The organism is Mesorhizobium sp. WSM4898 (assembly GCF_029625845.1).
Classification (GTDB): domain Bacteria; phylum Pseudomonadota; class Alphaproteobacteria; order Rhizobiales; family Rhizobiaceae; genus Mesorhizobium.
In genome coordinates this window covers 124,572-145,793 of the sequence record NZ_JARTVQ010000001.1, presented here as the reverse complement: position 1 = coordinate 145,793, position 21,222 = coordinate 124,572, and the positions used below count along the sequence as shown (strand labels likewise).

The 21,222-nt window shown below is 64.2% G+C and carries 25 protein-coding genes; 16 read left to right on the top strand and 9 right to left on the bottom strand.

Annotation, left to right across the window (positions count from 1 at the left end; translation table 11 throughout):
- Positions 1-3: 3 nt before the first annotated feature.
- From sdhA to P9228_RS00685, 4 genes are all read left to right on the top strand, one after another.
- Positions 4-1,839: a succinate dehydrogenase flavoprotein subunit gene (sdhA, locus tag P9228_RS00700; protein WP_278051759.1), complete on the top strand. Its 1,836-nt coding sequence runs from the start codon at positions 4-6 to the stop codon at positions 1,837-1,839.
- 1 nt (position 1,840) lies between these two features.
- Positions 1,841-2,275, top strand: coding sequence for a DUF3052 family protein (locus tag P9228_RS00695; protein WP_067322940.1), 435 nt, complete (start codon positions 1,841-1,843; stop codon positions 2,273-2,275).
- Complete coding sequence (locus P9228_RS00690) at positions 2,275-3,054, top strand: succinate dehydrogenase iron-sulfur subunit (protein ID WP_278051755.1); 780 nt, start codon at positions 2,275-2,277, stop codon at positions 3,052-3,054. The genes P9228_RS00695 and P9228_RS00690 overlap by 1 nt, the downstream gene beginning before the upstream one ends.
- 295 nt (positions 3,055-3,349) lie before the next feature.
- The gene (locus P9228_RS00685) at positions 3,350-3,979 is read left to right on the top strand and encodes a DUF480 domain-containing protein (protein ID WP_067322943.1); all 630 of its coding nucleotides are present in this window, start codon (positions 3,350-3,352) and stop codon (positions 3,977-3,979) included.
- A 208-nt stretch (positions 3,980-4,187) separates the two neighbouring features.
- Here P9228_RS00685 and P9228_RS00680 read toward each other — a convergent pair whose 3' ends face one another.
- Positions 4,188-4,613: an OsmC family protein gene (locus tag P9228_RS00680; protein WP_095779974.1), complete on the bottom strand. Its 426-nt coding sequence runs from the start codon at positions 4,611-4,613 to the stop codon at positions 4,188-4,190.
- A 214-nt stretch (positions 4,614-4,827) separates the two neighbouring features.
- Between P9228_RS00680 and P9228_RS00675 the strand changes: the two genes are divergently transcribed.
- The 3 genes from P9228_RS00675 (at position 4,828) to P9228_RS00665 (ending at position 6,034) form a co-directional block, all read left to right on the top strand.
- Complete coding sequence (locus P9228_RS00675; RefSeq protein ID WP_095831801.1) at positions 4,828-5,046, top strand: hypothetical protein; 219 nt, start codon at positions 4,828-4,830, stop codon at positions 5,044-5,046.
- A gap of 2 nt (positions 5,047-5,048) precedes the next feature.
- Positions 5,049-5,405, top strand: coding sequence for a YciI family protein (locus P9228_RS00670; protein WP_095782697.1), 357 nt, complete (start codon positions 5,049-5,051; stop codon positions 5,403-5,405).
- Positions 5,406-5,503: 98 nt separating this feature from the next.
- Positions 5,504-6,034, top strand: coding sequence for a hypothetical protein (locus P9228_RS00665; RefSeq protein ID WP_095799646.1), 531 nt, complete (start codon positions 5,504-5,506; stop codon positions 6,032-6,034).
- A 271-nt stretch (positions 6,035-6,305) separates the two neighbouring features.
- On the opposite strand, the gene P9228_RS00660 is transcribed toward P9228_RS00665, so the two are convergent.
- Positions 6,306-7,568, bottom strand: a complete 1,263-nt coding sequence (locus P9228_RS00660) for a ubiquinone biosynthesis hydroxylase (RefSeq protein ID WP_278051742.1) — start codon at positions 7,566-7,568, stop codon at positions 6,306-6,308.
- 107 nt (positions 7,569-7,675) lie between these two features.
- On the opposite strand from P9228_RS00660, the gene tesB reads away from it, so the two are divergent.
- The 7 genes from tesB to P9228_RS00625 all read left to right on the top strand — a co-directional run bounded on the left by tesB (position 7,676) and on the right by P9228_RS00625 (position 15,654).
- Complete coding sequence (gene tesB, locus P9228_RS00655) at positions 7,676-8,536, top strand: acyl-CoA thioesterase II (protein WP_278052867.1); 861 nt, start codon at positions 7,676-7,678, stop codon at positions 8,534-8,536.
- Between the two features lie 248 nt (positions 8,537-8,784).
- Positions 8,785-9,123, top strand: coding sequence for a P-II family nitrogen regulator (locus P9228_RS00650; RefSeq protein WP_066998360.1), 339 nt, complete (start codon positions 8,785-8,787; stop codon positions 9,121-9,123).
- A gap of 196 nt (positions 9,124-9,319) precedes the next feature.
- The gene (locus P9228_RS00645; protein ID WP_245322420.1) at positions 9,320-10,501 is read left to right on the top strand and encodes an ammonium transporter; all 1,182 of its coding nucleotides are present in this window, start codon (positions 9,320-9,322) and stop codon (positions 10,499-10,501) included.
- Between the two features lie 293 nt (positions 10,502-10,794).
- The gene (locus P9228_RS00640) at positions 10,795-11,070 is read left to right on the top strand and encodes a hypothetical protein (RefSeq protein ID WP_066998346.1); all 276 of its coding nucleotides are present in this window, start codon (positions 10,795-10,797) and stop codon (positions 11,068-11,070) included.
- A gap of 210 nt (positions 11,071-11,280) precedes the next feature.
- The gene (locus P9228_RS00635; protein ID WP_278051737.1) at positions 11,281-13,938 is read left to right on the top strand and encodes a DNA translocase FtsK; all 2,658 of its coding nucleotides are present in this window, start codon (positions 11,281-11,283) and stop codon (positions 13,936-13,938) included.
- Positions 13,939-14,081: 143 nt separating this feature from the next.
- The gene (locus tag P9228_RS00630; protein ID WP_066998340.1) at positions 14,082-14,750 is read left to right on the top strand and encodes an outer membrane lipoprotein carrier protein LolA; all 669 of its coding nucleotides are present in this window, start codon (positions 14,082-14,084) and stop codon (positions 14,748-14,750) included.
- Between the two features lie 103 nt (positions 14,751-14,853).
- Entirely contained in the window at positions 14,854-15,654 is an 801-nt protein-coding gene (locus P9228_RS00625; protein ID WP_278051733.1) for an exodeoxyribonuclease III, read from the top strand.
- A 33-nt stretch (positions 15,655-15,687) separates the two neighbouring features.
- On the opposite strand, the gene P9228_RS00620 is transcribed toward P9228_RS00625, so the two are convergent.
- Entirely contained in the window at positions 15,688-16,146 is a 459-nt protein-coding gene (locus P9228_RS00620; RefSeq protein ID WP_067322970.1) for a cyclic nucleotide-binding domain-containing protein, read from the bottom strand.
- Positions 16,147-16,392: 246 nt separating this feature from the next.
- Positions 16,393-17,076: a response regulator transcription factor gene (locus P9228_RS00615; RefSeq protein WP_066998380.1), complete on the bottom strand. Its 684-nt coding sequence runs from the start codon at positions 17,074-17,076 to the stop codon at positions 16,393-16,395.
- A gap of 146 nt (positions 17,077-17,222) precedes the next feature.
- Between P9228_RS00615 and P9228_RS00610 the strand changes: the two genes are divergently transcribed.
- Positions 17,223-17,756, top strand: a complete 534-nt coding sequence (locus P9228_RS00610; RefSeq protein ID WP_278051725.1) for a L,D-transpeptidase — start codon at positions 17,223-17,225, stop codon at positions 17,754-17,756.
- Positions 17,757-17,850: 94 nt separating this feature from the next.
- On the opposite strand, the gene P9228_RS00605 is transcribed toward P9228_RS00610, so the two are convergent.
- The gene (locus tag P9228_RS00605; protein ID WP_278051723.1) at positions 17,851-18,108 is read right to left on the bottom strand and encodes a hypothetical protein; all 258 of its coding nucleotides are present in this window, start codon (positions 18,106-18,108) and stop codon (positions 17,851-17,853) included.
- A gap of 131 nt (positions 18,109-18,239) precedes the next feature.
- On the opposite strand from P9228_RS00605, the gene gcvA reads away from it, so the two are divergent.
- Positions 18,240-19,166, top strand: a complete 927-nt coding sequence (gene gcvA / locus P9228_RS00600) for a transcriptional regulator GcvA (protein ID WP_278051721.1) — start codon at positions 18,240-18,242, stop codon at positions 19,164-19,166.
- A 76-nt stretch (positions 19,167-19,242) separates the two neighbouring features.
- Here gcvA and P9228_RS00595 read toward each other — a convergent pair whose 3' ends face one another.
- The 4 genes from P9228_RS00595 to P9228_RS00580 all read right to left on the bottom strand — a co-directional run bounded on the left by P9228_RS00595 (position 19,243) and on the right by P9228_RS00580 (position 21,212).
- Positions 19,243-19,668, bottom strand: a complete 426-nt coding sequence (locus P9228_RS00595) for a DUF1761 domain-containing protein (protein ID WP_127216600.1) — start codon at positions 19,666-19,668, stop codon at positions 19,243-19,245.
- A gap of 51 nt (positions 19,669-19,719) precedes the next feature.
- Positions 19,720-20,391 carry a methyltransferase gene (locus P9228_RS00590; RefSeq protein ID WP_278051715.1) on the bottom strand — a complete coding sequence of 224 codons (672 nt, stop codon included), beginning with the start codon at positions 20,389-20,391 and terminating at the stop codon, positions 19,720-19,722.
- Complete coding sequence (locus tag P9228_RS00585) at positions 20,388-20,813, bottom strand: EVE domain-containing protein (RefSeq protein ID WP_067322984.1); 426 nt, start codon at positions 20,811-20,813, stop codon at positions 20,388-20,390. Before P9228_RS00585 ends, P9228_RS00590 begins: the two co-directional genes overlap by 4 nt.
- A 102-nt stretch (positions 20,814-20,915) precedes the next feature.
- Positions 20,916-21,212 (bottom strand): YciI-like protein, encoded by a 297-nt coding sequence (locus P9228_RS00580; protein ID WP_278051713.1) that lies wholly within the window; start codon positions 21,210-21,212, stop codon positions 20,916-20,918.
- Between the last annotated feature and the right edge of the window lie 10 nt (positions 21,213-21,222).

Sequence of the window (21,222 nt, the reverse complement as noted above, 5' to 3'; positions counted from 1 at the left end):
GTCTTGGCCAGCGCAAACACAGCCAGCACGGCTTCGGCCTACACCTTTGTCGATCACAAATTCGATGTGGTGATCGTCGGCGCCGGCGGCGCCGGGTTGCGCGCCACGCTCGGCATGGCCGAGCAGGGGCTGCGCACCGCCTGCATCACCAAGGTGTTTCCGACACGCTCGCACACGGTCGCGGCGCAAGGCGGCATCGCCGCCTCGCTCTCCAACATGGGCCCAGATTCCTGGCAGTGGCACATGTACGACACGGTCAAGGGCTCAGACTGGCTGGGCGACGTCGACGCCATGGAATACATGGTGCGCGAGGCGCCGGCCGCCGTCTATGAGCTCGAGCATTACGGCGTGCCATTCTCGCGCACCGAAGAGGGCAAGATCTATCAGCGGCCGTTCGGCGGCCACATGATGAATTATGGCGACGGCCCGCCGGTTCAGCGCACCTGCGCCGCCGCCGACCGCACCGGGCACGCCATCCTGCATACGCTCTACGGCCAGTCGCTGAAGAACAACGCGCAGTTCTTCATCGAGTATTTCGCGCTCGACCTGATCATGGAGCCGGACGGCACATGCACCGGCGTGGTGGCGTGGAACCTCGACGACGGCACCATCCACCGCTTCTCGGCAAAGGTGGTGGTGCTGGCGACCGGCGGCTATGGCCGCGCCTATTTCTCCGCCACCTCGGCGCATACCTGCACCGGCGACGGCGGCGGCATGGCCGCGCGGGCCGGGCTGCCGCTGCAGGACATGGAGTTCGTGCAGTTCCATCCGACCGGCATCTACGGCGCCGGCTGCCTGATCACCGAAGGCGCGCGCGGCGAGGGCGGCTATCTTGTCAATTCCGAGGGTGAGCGCTTCATGGAGCGCTACGCGCCGTCGGCCAAGGACCTCGCCTCGCGCGACGTGGTCTCGCGCTGCATGACGCTGGAGATCCGCGAGGGCCGCGGCGTCGGCAAGAACAAGGACCACATCTTCCTGCATCTCGACCATCTCGATCCGGCGGTGCTGCACGAGCGGCTGCCGGGCATCTCCGAATCGGCCAAGATCTTCGCCGGCGTCGACCTGACCAAGGAGCCGATCCCGGTGCTGCCGACGGTCCACTACAATATGGGCGGCGTGCCGACCAATTATTGGGGCGAGGCGCTCAACCCGAGCTTCGACAACCCCGACCGCGTGTCGCCCGGCCTGATGGCGGTGGGCGAGGCCGGCTGCGCCTCCGTGCATGGCGCCAACCGGCTCGGCTCCAACTCGCTGATCGATCTCGTCGTGTTCGGCCGCGCGGCCGCAATCCGCGCCGGCCAGGTGATCGATCGCAAGTCGGCGATTCCGTCGCCCAATCAGGAATCGATCGACAAGATCATGGACCGCTTCGACAAGCTGCGCCACGCCAGCGGCTCGACCCCGACCGCGGCGCTGCGCGAAAAGATGCAGCGGGCGATGCAGGAAGACGCAGCGGTGTTCCGCACGCAGGAATCGCTGGAAAATGGCTGCAAGCGCGTTTCGCAGATCTGGAGCGAGCTCAAGGACGTCAAGGTCTTCGACCGCTCGATGATCTGGAACTCGGACCTGGTCGAGACGCTGGAGCTCGAAAACCTGATGGTCAATGCCATCGCCACGGTCTACGGCGCCGAGGCGCGCAAGGAGAGCCGCGGCGCGCATGCGCGAGAGGATTTCTCGGCGCGCGACGACGCCAACTGGCGCAAGCACACGCTGGCCCACGTCGGCGAGGACGGCAAGGTGACGCTTTCCTACCGCCCGGTGCACACCGACCCGCTGCTGGCGGAAAAGGATGGCGGCATCAGCCTGGCCAAGATCGCGCCAAAGGCCAGGGTCTACTGACATGGCATTGGCGGCCGCGGGATATTCCGGCACGCCCCTTCCGGCCAAGCTCGGCCTGAAGGACGGCATGGTCGCCGCCTTCATCGCGCTGCCGCCGGAGCTCGACGAGTTGGCTGGGGCCGTCGCGTTTGCCGGGGTCGACCGAGTGCCCAACTGGTCGGCGATCTCGGGCAACCGGAAATACGATGCCGTGCACGCTTTCACCCGGCAGCGCGCCGAGATCGAGGACGGCCTGGCCGGCATCGAGACGGCGATCAAGCGCGACGGCATGGTCTGGGTCTCCTGGCCGAAGAAGGCTTCGAACGTGCCGACCGACGTCACCGAGGACGTCATCCGCGCCGAGGCGCTCAAGCGCGACCTTGTCGACGTCAAGGTCGCGGCCCTCAACGAAATCTGGTCCGGGCTGAAGCTCGTCATCCGAAAGGACCGCAGGTAATGGTCGAACTCACGCTTCCCAAGAATTCGAAAGTCCAGCAGGGCAAGACCTGGCCGAAGCCGGAGGGCGCCACCAATCTGCGCGAATACCGCATCTACCGCTGGTCGCCGGACGACGACGAGAATCCGCGGATGGACGCTTATTTCGTCGACATGGACGATTGCGGCCCGATGGTGCTCGACGCGCTGCTGTGGATCAAGAACAAGATCGACCCGACGCTGACGCTGCGCCGCTCCTGCCGCGAAGGCATTTGCGGGTCCTGCGCCATGAACATCGACGGCTCGAACACGCTCGCCTGCACCAAGGGCGCCGACGACATTTCCGGCGCGGTGAAGATCTATCCGCTGCCGCATATGCCGGTGATCAAGGACCTCGTGCCCGACCTCACCAACTTCTATGCCCAGCATGCCTCGATCGAGCCATGGCTGAAGACGGTCTCGCCGACGCCCGCCAAGGAATGGCTGCAAAGCCATGAAGACCGCGAGAAGCTCGATGGGCTCTATGAGTGCATCCTGTGCGCCTGCTGCTCGACCTCGTGCCCAAGCTACTGGTGGAACGGCGAGCGCTATCTCGGCCCGGCAACGCTGCTGCAGGCCTATCGCTGGCTGATCGATTCCCGCGATGAGGCGACCGGCGAGCGGCTCGACAATCTCGAGGATCCGTTCCGGCTCTATCGCTGTCACACCATCATGAACTGCGCGCAAACTTGCCCGAAGGGGCTCAATCCGGCGAAGGCGATCGCGGAGATCAAGAAGATGATGGTGGAGCGGCGCGTCTAGAGTTTAGCGGCTCAAGTTCGTACGCAGCGATTCTTCGCGCCCCCCTCTGGCCTGCCGGCCATCTCCCTCACGGGTGGGGAGATTGGCTGTCATCGCGGCTTTCGCCAATCGCCAACGTTGAAGGATGAGCGCCGTCGGCGAAGCTGCTGATCTCCCCCCAAGTGGGGGAGATGTCCGGCAGGACAGAGGGGGGCGCTGTCCCGCCGACGTTCCGAAGGTTCTGCCTTGTCGCGGCGATCCGATTTCTGTCAAAATCGGTACCCGGAGAACCGACCTTATCGAAAAGCCAAACCCAATGACCGATCTCCCCGTCCTCTCTTCCGTCGAAGCCCGCGTGCTCGGCTCGCTGATCGAGAAGAAGGAGCTGACGCCGGACGTCTATCCGCTGACGCTGAACGGTGCGCATGCCGCGGCCAACCAGAAGACGGCGCGCGAGCCGGTGATGGCGCTGGAGCTGACCGACGTTAGGCGCGCGCTCAGCTCGCTCGAACAGAAGGGTCTGGTGCGCCAGGCTTTTGCTTCACGGGTCGAGCGCTACGAACATCTGATGGCGCAGCGCTTTTCGCTGACCACGCCGCAGATCGCGATCGTCGGTCTGCTGCTTCTGCGCGGCGCGCAGACGGCGCATGAGCTGCTCGCCCGTTCTGAGCGCATGGCACGCTTCGGGTCGATCGAAGAGCTTCGCGATAATCTCGACCTCCTCATCGGCCGCCGGCCACCGCTCATTCTGCTGCTCGAACGTGCGCCCGGGCAGCGCGAGGAGCGGTATGTGCATTTGCTCAGCGGTCCGGTGGAAGCATCAGCGGCGGCAGCGCCATGGGAACCGCCGCAATCCTCCGACGCTTCCGATCTCGAAGCGCGGGTGCGGGCTCTGGAGGAAGAGGTTGCTTCGTTGCGGGCGAAGATCGAGGCGCTGGGCGGCTAGCGTGAGATGATGGCGGGACAGCGCCCCCCTCTGTCCTGCCGGACATCTCCCCCACAAGGGGGGAGATTGGCAGTTCCAGCGCTTCGCTCGTTCATGCGGCGTCGGTGACTGGCCAAAGCCGGCGCGATAGCCGATCTCCCCCCTCGTGGGGGAGATGCCCGGCAGGGCAAAGGGGGGCGCGAAGGATCGCTGCCCCGCGCAGCCTACGTCAGCCCAGCCTGGCGTCCAGCGAGACTTTGATGGCGCCGAGCGCCTTTGAGACCGGGCACTCGGCCTTGGCCTTCTCGGCCAGTTCCTGGAACTTTGCCGCATCGATGCCCGGGACCTTGCCGACCAGGGTGATGGCGCTGCCGGTTATGCCGGTGCCGGGCACCAGTGTCACAACAGCCTTGGAGTCGAGCGCGGTGGCCGGGGTGCCGTTCTCGGCGAGGAAATGCGACAGCTGCATGGCGTAGCATCCGGCATGGGCGGCGGCGATCAGCTCTTCCGGATTGGTGCCGGATTTGCCGCTCTCATCCTCGAAGCGCGCCTTGAAGGAATAGGGTATGCCCTTCAGAGTCCCGCTCTGCGTTTCCAGCGTGCCCTTGCCCTCTTTCAGATTGCCTTTCCAGACGGCGTTTGCGGTGCGGTCCATGAAGTCCTCCTGGCTTGTCGGGGTTCGCGCCGGCGGGCGCCGGCGTTCCCCTGAACTATAGCGCGAGCGCGCCGGAAGACCATGGCGCGATTGTGCCCGCGAAGTCGACGCCCGCAAAAAAATTCTCGAAAAAAACGCGTGCAAAAATGTCGACTTCCCGGCGGCCGGACCGTCCTGGGGCGGCCACGAAGTTCGGGGCCGAAGGAGGTTGAAGATGGACAATCTGTTTTTCGCACTTTGGAGGCGCCCCGGCCGAAGGGTGCAGCGACCGGAAGAGTTCTGGCTGGATCCCCCGGCCTTCGGCCTCGGCCGGCTGGCGGCGGCCGTGGCCATAATCGGGATTGCGGCATGCCTGCTCGATCATGCGGCGGCCAGAAGCAAGGCTGACAGCATCGCGGTCGCCTCCTATGGTTCATCGCAGGAAGGGAACTGACAATGAAATATGTCCTGCTGGTCTACGGCGAGGAAAAGGACCTCTTCGCGCTCACACCGGAACGATCCGCCAAGCTCGACGCCGATTCGCTCGCCTATGACAGGGAACTCGATCGACAAGGCAAGCTGATCATCGCGCAGGCGCTGCAGCCGGTGAAGATGTCGAAGTCGCTCAGGCGTCGCAAGGGCAAGCGGCTGGTCACCGACGGGCCGTTCGCCGAGACGAAAGAACAGCTGCTCGGCTTCGTCATGGTCGAGGCCGCGGATCTCGACGAGGCGATGGCGATTGCAGACGGCATTCCGCTAGCCGAGCTCGGCACCGTCGAGGTCAGGGCTGTCTACGACATACCGGGGTCATGACCCGGAGCTATTAGCGGTTTGTTCATCGCCGCAATTGTCGCGAGTTGAAGCGATGCTGTACTTCTTCTATCGTTGCCGCGGTTTCGGGGGAATTCGGCATGCCTTTTCTGCTCGCTATGCTTGGCCTGCTCGGCGTGGCGGCCATCTGGTGGTACCGGCTGAAGGCGATGAACGAGGCGGCCAGCGAGGTCGCCGACGTTATCGGCCGCGTGCAGGGCAATATCCGCCGCAAGAAGCTGCGCAAACAGGCGGCACTTTCGCCGCTGACGGCGATCGACGATCCGGTCGTGGCCGCCGCGACGCTGATCACCGCGATCGTTTCGGAACATGGCCCGATCCTGCCGCAGCGCGAAGCCGTCATCCGTGAGGTGATCGCGCAGATTGCCGACAACCCTAAGAAAACCGACGAGGCCGTCGTCTACGCCAAATGGGCGGCCGCGCAGGTCGACGACACCACGATCGTCATCGACAAGCTGGCGCCGTTCCTGCGCGAGCGCCTCGAGCCGCACGAACGGGACGATCTGCTCAGCATGCTGAACCGGGTGGCACAGGGCGGCGAGCACCGCCTGCGCATCGCCGATCAGCGGATGGTGAGGCTGCGGCAGAAGCTGGGTTTTGAGGTCAATTAAGCTGAAGCAGTGGCGGCCGGATCGCCTACCTTCGTGATTGGCCGAAACGCTTCTCGCATCGTCATTCTATGGCGGAGCAAGGAGCGAAGCGACGCGGCGCAGACCATAGAATCCATTCCGTTACCTATAAGCGTTGCAGCGGTGCAGAATTCTGCTCGGCGGCATTCTTCGACCAAGGTCACCGCATGGATCCTCGGGTCTTGGCGTCCGCTTCGCTCCCGCTCCCGCCGTGGATGACGACGTCGCGTAGGCACCGGCCAATTGCTAGGCGCTAGATCGCTTCGCCCTTCAATAGCCGCGGCATGTCGCCTGACAGGCCAGACGCCTGACGGATGAAGAAGTCCTTGAGCTTCGGCATGCGCTCGACGATACCGAGGCCGAGGTCGCGCACGGCGCGCAGCGGGCCGATGTCGTTGGAAAACAGGCGGTTCAGCACGTCGGTGGTGACGCCCATCTGCAGCGTGTCGAAGCGGCGCCATTGCTGGTAGCGCTCGAGCACGTCGAGCGCGCCGATGTCCTGGCCGAGCCGGTCGGCCTCGACCACCACTTCGGCAAGTGCTGCGACATCCTTGAAGCCGAGATTGAGGCCCTGACCGGCGATCGGATGGATGCCGTGAGCCGCATCGCCGGCGAGCGCGATGCGCGGTGCGACGAAGGCGCGCGCAAGGATCAGGCCGAGCGGCCAGGCGCGCGGCTTGTCGGCGACGCGGATCTCGCCGAGCTTCAGCCCAAAGCGCTGCTCCAGCTCATGCTCGAAGACGAACTCGTCGCCCTCGACCAGCTTCTGCGCGTCTTCCGTGCGCTCCACCCAGACGATCGAGGAGCGATTGATACCGTCCTCCTCAGGCTTCAGCGGCAAGGTGGCGAAGGGGCCGGCGGGCAAAAAATGTTCCTCGGCGCGGCCATTGTGCGGGCGCTCATGCGCGACTGTGCAGACGATGCCGGACTGGCCGTATTCCCATTTTACCGTCCTGATGCCGGCCATGTCGCGCAGCTTCGAATTGACGCCGTCAGCGGCGATGAGCAGGCAGGCCTTGAGCGCGGCACCGTCGGCCAGATGCACGGTGATGCCGGCGCCGTTCGTGTCGAAGGCGCTGACGGCCATGCCTTCGATGACGTCGATGCCGAGTTTTTCGGCGCGGCGGCGCAGCGCGCCGTTGAGAACCCGGTTGGCCACCATATGGGCGAAGGGTTCGCCGGGCTCCACCTCGCCGTCGAAGGTCAAAAACACCGGGCGCACCGGATCGGCGGCGCGCGAATCGGTGACGATCATCTCGGTGATCGCCTGCGCCTCGGGCGCGATCTCGTCCCAGACGCCGAGCTGCTCTAGCATGCGGCAGGCGGCGGCGGCGATCGCCGAGGCGCGGCCGTCCTTCTGCCAGACGCCGGCAGGTGCCGCATCGACAATGGCGACGGCAAGGCTCGGTCGCGCCTGCTTCAGCGACACGGCCGCGGCAAGGCCGACATAGCCGGCGCCCGCCACCAGCACGTCCACCGAGGTTTTGTCCGCTGCATCCGCCTTGCGGTCGACCATGGCACTTTCCTTTCGCGGCCTCCGGCCACCGCGGCGGCCGTTGCAGCTTGACTGCCCGGCTCTCCTGTCCGAAACCCGCCATGACACATCTTCAAGGGACGTGGAACATGGCGGCCATGGACGAGCTTCTCGACATTCTCGACCTCGAGCAGCTCGAACACAACCTGTATCGTGGTCGCAGCCCCAAGCTCGACTGGCAGCGCGTGTTCGGCGGCCAGACGATCGCTCAGGCGCTGGTCGCCGCCCAGCGCACTGTCGAGCCCGGGCGCCATGTGCATTCGCTGCACGGCTATTTCATGCGGCCCGGCGACACCAAGGTTCCGATCGTCTATGAGGTCGACCGCATCCGCGACGGCGGCTCTTTCACCACGCGCCGGGTGGTGGCGATCCAGCATGGGCAGGCGATCTTCTCGCTGGAAGCCTCGTTCCAGCAGGACGAGGTCGGGCTGGAGCATCAGCTGCCGATGCCACGCAACGTGCCGGCGCCCGACACGCTTCTGTCGCAGCGCGAGCTGCTCGGCAAGTTCGGCGAGGCGGTGCCGGAAGGCATCAAGCGCTACTGGGAGCGCGACCGGCCGATCGAGATGAAGCCGGTAATGCTCAAGCACTATACCAGCCGCGAAAAGCTGGAGCCGGAGCAGAATATCTGGATCCGCACCACAGGCCCGGTGCCGGAAGACCGCGCCACGCAGGCGGCGGTTCTTGCTTATCTCTCCGACATGACGCTGCTCGACACCTCGACCTTCGCGCATGGCCGCGCCATCTTCGATCGCGACATCCAGGCGGCCAGCCTCGACCATGCCATGTGGTTCCACCGCAGTCATTCGCTGGACGACTGGATCCTCTACACGCAGGACAGCCCCTCCACGCAAGGCTCGCGCGGTTTCACCCGCGGATCGCTGTTCGCGCGCGACGGAACGCTGATCGCCTCGGTCGCGCAGGAAGGCCTCATCCGGCTGAAACGCTGAGCCGGCTTCGAAGCAAGCCTAGAAAGCAGGCATTTTCCAAATTTTGCCCATTTTTTAATCATGAGCCATTGCGGCACTGCGCCCGTTTGTTGAGCAAGCGCTGCTGATCACCTTTGTTTACAACAGGTTAATGTCCTGCTTCGGCAATTGGCACGGAGCTTGAATCCTGTCCTGCACTCTCCGGCTCTCCTCGGGATCGGTGAAGGTGTGCAAACGCGGGGGACCGCAACAGCAAAGGGTGAAACCTTATGAAAATCGTGATGGCAATCATCAAGCCGTTCAAGCTCGACGAGGTGCGCGAAGCGCTCACCGCCGTCGGCATCCAGGGCCTGACCGTCACCGAAGTCAAAGGCTACGGGCGTCAGAAGGGACATACGGAAATCTATCGCGGCGCCGAATACGCGGTCAGCTTCCTGCCCAAAATCAAGATCGAGGTCGCCGTCGGCGCCGACATGGTCGACAAGGCCGTCGAAGCCATCAGCTCCGCCGCCAAGACCGGCCAGATCGGCGACGGCAAGATCTTCGTCTTCGGCATCGACCAGGCGGTGCGCATCCGCACCGGCGAAACAGACACCGACGCGCTCTGAGCGGCGACCAGCTATTCCAACGGAGAGTTCAATGAATATTCCTTCCCCCTTGAAGACGACGGGACGCGCGGCCGCTGCGCTCGCTCTCGTAGCGTTCAGCACCGCCGCCGCTTTCGCGCAGGAGGCCGCTCCGGCAGCCACGGCCGCAGCGCCGGCCGCCCCGGCGCCCGCGCTCGACACTGGCAACACCGCCTGGATGCTGACCTCGACGGCGCTGGTGCTGATGATGACCATCCCGGGCCTGGCGCTGTTTTACGGCGGCATGGTGCGCAAGAAGAACGTACTCGCCACCATCATGCAGAGCTTCGCCATCACCTGCCTGGTGACGGTGCTGTGGTTCATGTTCGGCTACTCGCTGGCCTTCTCCGACGGCGGCGGCATGAACAAGTTTATCGGCGGTGCCTCGAAATTCTTCCACCACGGCATCACCACTTCCTCGCTGTGGGCGCCCGGTGTGGCGAACATCCCTGAATTCGTCTTCTCGATGTTCCAGATGACCTTCGCCATCATCACCCCGGCGCTGATCGCCGGCGCCTTCGCCGAACGCTTGAAGTTCTCGGCGCTGCTCATCTTCATGGCGCTGTGGCTGCTGGTCGTATACGCGCCGGTCGCGCACTGGGTATGGGGCGGCGGCTTCCTCGCCACCGCCGGTGTGCTCGATTTCGCCGGTGGCACCGTCGTCCATATCAATGCCGGTGTCGCGGGCCTGGTCTGCGCGCTCGTTCTCGGCAAGCGCGAGGGCTACGGCACCACCAACATGGCGCCGCACAACCTGGTCTATTCGGTGATCGGCGCCTCGCTGCTGTGGGTCGGCTGGTTCGGCTTCAACGCCGGTTCGGAACTGGCGGCCGACGGCCTCGCCGGCGCTGCGATGTTGAACACGCAGGTCGCCACCGCCGCGGCGGCGCTGGCCTGGATGTTCGCCGAATGGATCGTCGCCAAGAAGCCTTCGGTGCTCGGCATCATCTCGGGTGCTGTCGCGGGCCTTGTCGCGGTGACGCCGGCTTCCGGCTTCGTCAACCCGACCGGCGCCTTCTTCGTCGGCATCATCGCGGGCGTCGTCTGCTACCTGTCGGCGGTCAAGCTCAAGCATGCCATGGGCTATGACGACTCGCTCGACGCCTTCGGCGTCCACGGCGTCGGCGGCATCGTCGGCGCACTGCTGACCGGTGTGCTCGCCGATCCGGCGATCAACAGCCTGTCGTCGGGCGCCTCGCTCGCCAAGCAGGCATACGGCGTCGCTGTCACCATCGTATGGACGGCGGTCGCCACCTTGGTGATCCTCTACATCGTCAAGGCGCTGGTCGGCCTGCGTCCGAGCACCCAGGAAGAGGTCGAGGGTCTCGACGTCACCCAGCACGGCGAAGTCGTGCCGTAAGGGACCCTGCCAATGACCGGCGGATACTCCTCCCGCCGGTCCGGATATCAACGAAGGCCGCGGCGCGGCTTTCCCGATTTACTCCCAAGATCCCGTCGTGATGCTCTTGAAAGGGGCTCACGCCTTGAGGCCCGGAAGATCTTCCGGGCCTCCTTTTTTCTCGGATATGAGCATGGAGCGTTTCGATCACATTCACTTGATCGCGAATGTGTGAAACGTCCGCCCTTCCGGTTCCGTACTGGGATTGCGACCGCCATCGTGGTGTCGCCAAATATCAGGGAAGGAACCGACCAATGAACTGCAAGAATATCTTCCTGGGAGCAATGGCTCTGTCGATGGTCAGCGGTGTTGCACTTGCTGGCGCGCTCGACTCGCCTGACAATATGGCCCCGTTCTTCACCGATTCCAGCATGAAGACCATGAAGTCCGAGGCCGATTTCAAGGCCGCCTGGGCGACGACGGCAAAAGACAAGCAGGACGCGATGATGAAGGAGTGCCAGGACGCGGCGATGAGCAAGCCGCATGCCGAATTCTGCGCCAACCTGATGCAGTACGCCGGCCATAAGTGATGTGCGGCAGGTCGGGTCCTTACGGGCCTGACCGTTTCGTCTTTGCCAATGAGGGATGGCGGGCTTCATGGGCCCGCCATCTCCTTTCCGGGAGCATCTCGGCAAAAGGCATGGTTAATGCGCCCTTAACCTTCCCGCCGATAGTCTGGGAGACGAATCTCCCGGCATGCGTCACGCATCCGGCCAGGCATCGACACACGGGGAAGAGGCATGCGTTCAGGCGCTTCAGCACCGCTCGCGCTGACCGATACGGGGCACGGCATCCAGGCGTTCGCGCGGCGGCAGGTTGGGCGCCTGGTCGGCGCCGGGATGTTCGTGTTCACCGCTTTCGGCGTCGCCAGCCTCGCTACCTGGAACGTCGCCGATCCAAGCTTCTCGCACGCCACCAACAATCTCGTCACCAACGCCATGGGCTATGCGGGCGCGGTGTTTTCCGACCTTGCCATGCAGTTCTTCGGCCTTGCCGCCGTCGCCGGGCTGGTGCCGGCGGTGATCTGGGGTTTTCTGCTCTTCTCCGCCCGCGGCGTCGACAGGCTGGGCAAGCGCGGGCTTGCCTGGTTCGGCTTCGCGCTGCTTGCCGCGGCGATTGTCGGCTGCGTGACGCCGCCCAACACCTGGCCGCTGCCGACCGGTCTCGGCGGCGTGTTCGGCGATATGGTGCTGAAGATCCCGGGCATCGCCGTCGGCGGCTATCCGAAGGGCCTTTTCGCCACCATCATCGCCGTTGTGCTCGCCATGCCGGCGCTCTGGCTGTTCGCCTATGGCTCGGCGCTGATCGCGCGCAAGAACGGCTTTGCCGTCATGGCGCGCGCCGCCGAGCCGGAACCGCGCGAGCAGGACGATCTGCTCTTCGATGAGGATGAAGACGAGGGCGACGAAGGCATTCTTGCGCTCGGCGCCATCACCCATTGGTGGCTGTCCTTCCGTGCATGGATGCATCGGCGTGCCGCGCGCCGCAGGCAGGAGCGTGACGAGTTTGAGCCTCAGATGGAGCCGCGGGCCAGCGCCTGGCGCCGCGCCGCCGAACGGGTCGAATCGGCCGAGTATGCCGAATCCAGGATGAGCCCCGGCGGCCGCGCCCGTGTCGAGCCGGAATTCTTCGCCGCAATGGTCAACGACCGCAGCGCTTCGGTCGATCCCATGGACGACAATGTCTTCGACGACGAAGAGGCCGATCTCGACGACTTCGACGACGAGGAGCCGGTCCAGCGCCGCGCCAATGTGCGCAACTTCCGCTCGGACGCGGCGACGCGCGTGGAGGCGCCTGCGCCGCGCCCGGTGCAAGGCGCACGCGTTCAGCGCGAGGCGCAGACCTCGCTCATCGGCTCCGGCACGTTCGAGATGCCGTCGCTGCATTTCCTGTCCGAACCGAAGAACGTGGCGAAAGACCCAAGCCTGTCGAAGGACGCGCTGGAGCAGAACGCAAGGCTGCTCGAAGGCGTGCTCGAGGATTTCGGCGTCAAGGGCGAGATCATCCATGTCCGCCCGGGTCCGGTCGTCACCCTCTATGAGCTGGAGCCTGCGCCCGGCATCAAATCCTCGCGCGTCATCGGCCTTTCCGACGACATCGCCCGCTCGATGAGCGCGATCGCCTGCCGCGTCGCCGTCGTGCCCGGCCGCAACGCCATCGGCATCGAGCTGCCGAATGCCAAGCGCGAGACGGTCTATCTGCGCGAGATCATGGCGAGCCGCGACTTCGAAACCACCAAGGCGAAGCTCGCCTTGGCGCTCGGCAAGACCATCAACGGCGAGGCGGTCATCGTCGACATCGCCAAGATGCCGCATGTGCTGGTCGCCGGCACCACCGGCTCGGGCAAGTCGGTCGCCATCAACACCATGATCCTGTCGCTGCTCTACCGGCTCACCCCGCAGGAATGCCGGCTGATCATGATCGATCCGAAGATGCTCGAGCTCTCGGTCTATGACGGCATCCCGCATCTGCTCACGCCCGTCGTCACCGATCCGAAGAAGGCCGTGGTGGCGCTGAAATGGACGGTGCGCGAGATGGAAGACCGCTACCGCAAGATGTCCAAGGTCGGCGTGCGCAATATCGACGGCTTCAACGCACGCGTCAGCCAGGCCGAAAAGAAGGGTGAGAAAATCTCGCGCACAGTGCAGACCGGCTTCGACCGCCAGACCGGCGAGGCGATCTACGAGACGGAGGATCTCGACCTCGAGCCGATGCCCTATATCGTTGTCATCATCGACGAAATGGCCGACCTGATGATGGTGGCCGGCAAGGACATCGAAGGCGCGGTGCAGCGCCTGGCGCAGATGGCGCGCGCCGCCGGCATCCACGTCATCATGGCGACGCAGCGCCCGTCGGTCGACGTCATAACCGGCACCATCAAAGCCAACTTCCCCACCCGCATCTCCTTCCAGGTGACGTCGAAGATCGACAGCCGCACCATCCTCGGCGAGCAGGGCGCCGAGCAGCTGCTCGGCATGGGCGACATGCTCTACATGGCGGGCGGCGGCCGCATCCAGCGTGTCCACGGTCCCTTCGTCTCGGACGACGAGGTCGAACGCATCGTCGGCCATCTCAAACAGCAGGGCGTGCCGGAGTATCTCGACGCCATCACCGAGGATGACGAGGAAGACGACGAGGACGGCGCCTCGGGCCGGGGCGGTTCCGGCGGCGGCGGGAGCGGCAATTTCGAGGATTCCGACGATCCCTACGATCAGGCGGTGGCCGTGGTGCTGCGCGACGGCAAGGCCTCGACCAGCTACATCCAGCGCCGGCTGGGCATCGGCTACAACCGCGCGGCGTCAATCATCGAAAAGATGGAGAAGGAAGGCATCGTCGGCCCGGCCAACCACGCCGGCAAACGCGAGATTCTCGTTCCCACCGAGGACGATAAGTTCTAGCCCGGCGAGGCCTACGGGAGGCGGCCGGCAACTTTGAACCCTCTGGCGCGTTGATGCGACCAAGCGCCGTGCGACCCGCCAAACTTAGGCCCAACTGGCGGTCCAGAGACTGCGACCAAGGCAAATCACAGGAAGTGACCGGCATGAAGACCCAGACAGATTTCGCTCCGACCCGCCGACAGCTGCTCGGCCTTGGCCTGGTGCTTGCGGGCGCCGCCGCCATCAATGTCGTGCCGGGCTTCCAACTTCTGGCCTTGGCTCAGGCCGCCGTTCCGCCGGCGGCGCAAAAGATCGCCGACCATTTTTCCTCGGTCAAATCGATGAGCGGCGAATTCGTGCAGTTCGGCCCGAAGGGCGAGCAGACCGGCGGCAAGTTCTTCCTCGAACGTCCCGGCAAAATCCGTTTCAACTATGACGGATCGTCGAATTTCCGGGTGATCTCGGACGGCAAGTCGGTCGTCATCCTCAACAAGAAGCTGAACACCTCCGACCTCTATCCGCTGTCGAAGACGCCCTTGAAGCTTTTGCTCGACGACCGGATCGATCTCTCGGGCGGGCGCGTGAAGGCCGTCAAGGAAGAAGACGACCTCACCACCATCCAACTCTCCGACAAGTCGGTGTTCGGCAACGCCAAGATCACCATGATGTTTGATCCGAAGACCTATGAACTGCGCCAGTGGACGATCACCGACGCGCAGGGCAAGGACACAACGGTGATGATCTTCAACGTCAAGGAAGGCGTCTCCATTCCGGACGGCACCTTCGCGATCGATTATACGGCGAACCGCGAGCTCAATACCAAGACGCGGTAGGTCCGCCCATATTCAGGGCAGGGCCGGCTTGCAGCGCGGGCCGGCTTGTCTTTATGGCGCGTGGCTGGCAGTAGATCGGCGATCTTTTGCCGGACCTGCCTGAATGCCCTTCACCATAGCCACCTGGAACATCAACTCGGTGCGTCTGCGCATGCCGATCGTCGAGCGGCTGCTCAAGGAGCACGCGCCGGACGTGCTCTGCCTGCAGGAAACCAAGGTCCCGGACGAGCTGTTTCCGGAAAAGGCTTTCCGCAAGGCCGGATACCAGCACATCCTGTTCCACGGCCAGAAAGGCTATCACGGCGTGGCGACGGTGGCGCGCCGGCCGATCGCGCTGGTCGAGAAGCGGCGTTTCTGCGAGATCGACGACAGCCGGCATCTCTCGGTCAGGGTCCAGGCCGGCGGCAGGTCGATTCTGCTGCACAATTTCTACGTTCCGGCCGGCGGCGATGAGCCGGACCCGGAGATCAACCGGAAATTCCGCCACAAGCTCGATTTCGTCTATGAGATGAACAGCGTGCCGGCGAGCGAGCACGATGCCTCGATCCTGGTGGGCGACCTCAACATCGCGCCGCAGGAGCATGACGTGTGGTCGCACAAGCAATTGCTCAACGTCGTCAGCCACACGCCGGTCGAGACCGAAAACTTCGAGGCGATGCGGCGGGCCGGCGGCTGGGTTGACCTGATGCGGCTCAACGTGCCGGCCGAGCAAAAGCTCTACACCTGGTGGAGCTACCGCGCGAAGGACTGGCAAGCATTGGACCGCGGCCGGCGGCTCGACCATATCTGGTCGTCCGCCAATCTGGTGCCGAGCTTTGCCGGTTACGAGATTGTCAAGGCGGCGCGCGGCTGGGAGAAGCCGTCGGACCATGTGCCGGTCATCGCGAAGTTTGAATTGGATTGAGCGCTATCAATCGGCAGAGACGCTGCGGCGCGTCTATTCCGTAAACCGTGGCGCGAGCTCCTCGATGCGGGCGATCATCTCTTGGAATTCCTCCAGGATGCGCTCGTGCAGCTGCACCGCGAGCTCCGGATATTCCTCGAGGATGCGGCGAAACATCTTTCGGCTCAAGCGGATCACTTCCGAATCGATCGCGGCCGAGGCGCTGGTCAGCCGGTTGGTGTCGGCGATCAGGGCCAGTTCGCTGAGCATGGCGCCGGGGCCTGCCGTGCCGATCGGGACGCGTTCGCCGGTGCCTTGCTCGCGATAGAGGACTATCCGCCCGCTAACGACGATATAGGCCGAGTCGGCCACGTCATCCTCGCGGTAGAGCTTGTGGTCGGCCTGCAGAAAAGTGGTCTCGGCGCCGAAGGCCAGCAGGCGCAACTGTTCCTGCGTGAAGCCCTGAAAAAGCTTCACGGCGGACAGGATGCGGATGTCGTCATCCAGCGCCATGCTAGCTGTGTCCCCGAGCGGTCAGTCCAGTCCCTCCTTTGGAGCGCCGTCTCCTTGCGGGAGCGCGCACTCCAACTTTCAATCACGCATCGTGCGATGCGTGCAGCGAGCCGATCCATCACCCTCCAGCATCAGGATCGTACCCGAGGCAATCCCGCCCGACCGCCTATCTGTTTGGTTCGACGCATTTCCGATCGGAAAACCGCTTTCACACTTTTCCTGGAATCGCTCTAGATCATGAAATGTTTAAGGAACCAGCTTGTAGCCGCCGCTTTCTGTCACAAGAATTTCGGCATTGGAAGGATCGCGCTCAATCTTCTGGCGCAGCCGGTAGACATGGGTTTCCAGCGTGTGGGTGGTGACGCCGGAATTGTAACCCCACACTTCTTCCAAGAGCACGTCGCGCGTTACCACCTTCTGGTCGGCGCGATAGAGATATTTGATGATCGAGGCTTCCTTTTCGGTCAGCCGCACCTTGGCGCCGCGCGGATCGATCAAAAGCTTCTGGCTGGGCTTGAAGGTGTAGGGGCCGACCGAGAAGGTGGCGTCCTCGCTCTGCTCGTGCTGGCGCAACTGCGCACGGATGCGCGCCAAGAGCACCGCGAAGCGGAAAGGCTTGGTGACGTAATCGTTGGCGCCGGCCTCGAGCCCCAGAATGGTGTCGGAATCGGTGTCGTGGCCGGTCAGCATGATGATCGGGGCCTTATAGCCGCCCTTGCGCAGGATCTTCACCGCCTCGCGACCGTCCATGTCTGGCAGGCCGACGTCCATGATGAGCAGATCGACAAGGCCGCCGCGCGCCGTGGCGACGCCTTTTGCGGCAGTGGCTTCCTGCTGGACGTCGAATTCCTCGTAAAGCGCCAGTTGCTCGACGAGGGTGGCTCGCAGGTCGTCGTCGTCGTCAACGATCAGAATGGTGCGTGATGTCATGATCAATCCGTTGTTTTAAAAAGAATATTCAGTTGACCTCCCCCCATTTATGCGGAAGCTCACCGGCGCAACAGTCGTTCACAGTGATTTGTTCCGTGAGACAATCATACAAGAAAAAACGCGCGCGCAATGCGGCAGGCGAATTTTTGCCGAAAGGCCTGCATGTCCTGGTTGTGCGTGCGAGGCCCGGCAACCCTGCGCAGGGCTTGCTGCAAGCCGGCCAAACGGTGTTTCCCTGCGCCCTCGGGCGCGGCGGCATTTCCGCCAGCAAGCGCGAGGGCGACGGCGCGACGCCACTGGCTGCAATGCGGATATTGTCGGGCTATTTCCGCAACGACCAGTTTCCCGGCGGCCGCCGGACGGGGCTGACGATGGCGCCGATCGGCCCGGATCTCGGCTGGTGCGAGGTGCCGGACGACCGCAACTACAATCGGCCGGTGAAGATCCCTTACGGCGCCAGCCATGAACGGATGCGGCGCGCCGACCGGCTCTACGATGTGTGCCTGGTGCTGGACTGGAACATCGCGCCGCGCCGGCGCGGACGCGGCAGCGCGATCTTCTTCCATCTGGCGCGCCCCGGCTTCACGCCGACGCAAGGCTGCGTCGCGGTAACGGCGCGCACCATGGCGAGGCTGCTGCCGCTGCTGTCGGAGCGGACCGTGGTGAAGGTGGTGAGGTAGGGGAGTAGGGGGGTAGGGGAGTAGGGGATGTCACGGCGGACGCACGTCCACCGAACCGAGAGTCCCTACCTACTCCCCTACTCCCCTTTTTCCTTTAGTGCCGCTTAGGCTGCTGCCAACCCGCATCGAGCAATCCGATCCGGCCAAGGTCCCGGTTCATCGCCTTTGCGACGTCCCTGCGCTCGACGCCGATGTCGCGCAGCTGGCAATCGGAGAGATCCTCGACGGATTCGTCGGAAAGCCGAGCGGCGACCCGGGCCTGGCGCAGCCACTCGAACGCCGAACGCAGCCAAAGTGTGATGCCGGAGTCGGATTTCCGGGCGGCGTGGGACTTCAGGACGATCTCGGTCATGGCGCTATCCGTGTTCTCCGGATATCAAATCCGGTTTGATGGTTTATCGATGCAGCCATCTTGCCGGATTGAAAAACAAACGGGAAACGAGTAGTTCTTGTCCGATCATCAAGTTTTGTTTGGAGATTGGGATGGCCCGCTTGCTGCCCGGAACGCGTGCGTTGAGGACGTTCGAGGCAGCGGCGAGGCACGTCAATTTCACCCGTGCCGCGGACGAGCTTGGCCTGACGCCGGCGGCGGTCAGCCACCAGATCAAGGAAATAGAGGATCAGCTCGACCTCGTGCTGTTCACGCGCACCAGCCGCACCATGCGGTTAACCGAAGCGGGAAACGTTCTGTTCGAAGCTTCGGTCGATGCGCTTGACCTGCTTGGCCGCGCCGTTACCCGCGCGCGCAAAATGACGAGAGGCACGGCGCTGCTGAAAGTGACGCTCGACGCGCAGTTCGCAACCAAGTGGCTGATGCGGCGCGTCGACGGTTTCCGCCGGCAGAAGCCGGGCGTCGAGTTGCGCTTCGATATTACCTATGAAGTCAGGGATTTCGAGCGGGACGATGTCGATATCGGCATTCGTTTCGGCAGCGGCAAATATCCCGGGCTCTGCGCGCACCGGCTGTTCGAGAACATCATCATCCCCGTCTGCAGCCCGGCGCTGCTCGCCTCAGGCCCGCCGCTGAAGGAGCCGCGCGATCTCTTCCACCATACGCTGGCGCATATCGAATGGTCACGGCAGGGCGTCACTTGGCCGAACTGGAGCATGTGGATGCACGCGGCAGGGGTCGAAGATTTCGACGACAGCCGCACCCTTGTCTTCGCGTCCTCGACCGATGCCGCGCAGGCGGCGCTCGACGGCAATGCGGTGGCGCTTGCCGACTTCGCCATGGTGGCCAACGACCTTTCGCAAGGGCGGCTGATCCGGCCCTTCGAACTCGGCATCAAGGTCGCGCCGGAGTTCGCCTATTTCCTGGTTTATCCGGAAGCGATGAAGGACGACGCGCGCATCGTCGCCTTCCGCGAATGGCTTCTCGACGAAGTCACGAAAGACGCAGACGCGGGTTAGCGACGCTTCGGACCGCGCTCTCTCTCTGTTTGGCGCAATTCCGACGGAACCGTTTCACACTTTTCCTGGAAGTGCCCTAGCCTGCCGGCGCGGCCGGCGCGCCGAACCAACCGATCACGGCGCCGATGATGAGCAGCACGCCGAGCCAATGGCCGGCATCGATCAGCGTGAGGTCCCAGCCAAAGCCCTGATAGCGGTGGTTGACCGACAGCGTGGTGGCGACGAAGCCAAACCAGAGCACAAAGCCGAAGATCACGCCGGCGAGTGGGTTGGGCTCGCCGCCGGTCATCGCGCCGACCACCAGCGTCATGACCAGCGCCATGACGAGCTCGGCGACGAAGCTGACGATGAACGGAACGGCCGAGCGCTTCATCGTCGCCGGATCGAGCTTTGCCGCCTTCAGCCAGGGCCTGCTCAGGCCCATGTACCAGGCGGCACCGAACAGCCACGCCATGACGGCCGCGGCGATCACCGCCAGCCAGTTCACCGTTGAGAAATCCATAGAATCCCCTTCCCGAAAGATGAGCGATGGAATCCCTGTTCGCCGGCTGCGTCAAGCCGAAGCGGCGGAAACCCATCGCCACACGGTCGTGCGCTTGACCTCGGCATCCTCCAGCACGCGCGTCACCGGTACCTGGTAGACGGCGAGCGATTGCAGTCCGGTCTTCGGCAGATAGGCGCGCCCGGGATCGCCGACGAGGATGTCGGCGCCGCGCGCCTTGAGGCTCGTGAACCACGGCGTCAACCTCTCCGCCAAAGGCTTGTCGTAGAAGACATCGCCGGCCAAGACGACGTCCCAGCCGTCATCCGTGCCGATGGAGTCCGCATCCAGGAAATCGGCCTTCACGCCATTGGCTTCCAGGTTGAGGGCGATAACCGTCGCGCAAAAGGGATCGATATCGGCCGCGGTCAGTTCAGCCGCGCCGGCCTTCAAGGCAGCGATGGCGACCATGCCGGAGCCGGAAGCGAAGTCGAGCACGCGTTTGCCCTGCACCGTCGCCGGATGGTCGAGCACATAGCGGGCAAGGCCTTGGCCGCCGGCCCAGGCGAAAGCCCAGAAGGGCGGCGGCAGGCCGATCTCGGCCAGCTCCTCCTCGGTGCGCAGCCAGAGGTCGTGCGCCTCGTCAGCCAGGTGCAGCAGCACTTCCGGCACGTGCGGCGGCGCCATCAGCGCCGTATTGTCGAGGATGAATGTCTTTGCGTTTTTGGGGGTGAGCCTGGTCACGGCGCCGGGTCGAGGCCGGCCATGCGGCAGACTTCTTTCCACTCTGCCGGCGTCACCGGCTGCACGGAAAGCCGGCCAAGCCGCACCAGCGCCATGTCGGCCAGCTTCGGATTGGCCTTGACCTGTTCCAGCGTCACCGGCTTCGGCACGTCCTTGCAGGCGCGGATGTCGACGCATTCCCAGCGTGGGTCGTCGGTGGTGGTGTCGGGGTGGGCAAGCGCGCAAACCTCGGCGATGCCGACGATGTCGAGGCCTTCATTGGAATGGTAGAAAAAGCCGAGATCGCCGATCTGCATGGCTTTCATGTTGTTGCGCGCGGCGTAGTTGCGCACGCCGTCCCACTGCGTGCCGGCCTTGCCCTTCGCCTTCAGCGCCTCGAAGGAAAAGACCGAAGGTTCGGACTTGAACAGCCAGTAGTTCATCTCAGTTGTCCCCTTGCCATTGTCGGTTCGCCACGATTGAAGCGTTGGCGCTCTTCCTTATCGTTTCCCCGTTCTCGCGGGGAGCGGGAGCGCCGCGACCGGTCACGCGGCGGCGGGCTTCTGGAAGACCCAGTTCCATGGACGGATTTCGACGCTTTCGAACAGGCCGGCCTTGGCATAGGGGTCGGCGGCCGCCAGGGCTTGCGCGCCGGCCATGTCGGGCGCCTCGATCATCACCAGGCTTCCGTCAGGCTTGCCGGCAGCGTCGAGGAAGGGCCCTGCAAAGGCAAGTCTTCCTTCGTTGATCAGGCCTTCCAGGAACGCCGCATGCGCCGGCCTCGTGTCGGCGCGCAGCTGCAAGCTGCCGGGCTTGTCCTTGCAAATCAACGCAAACAGCATGTTTCAACTC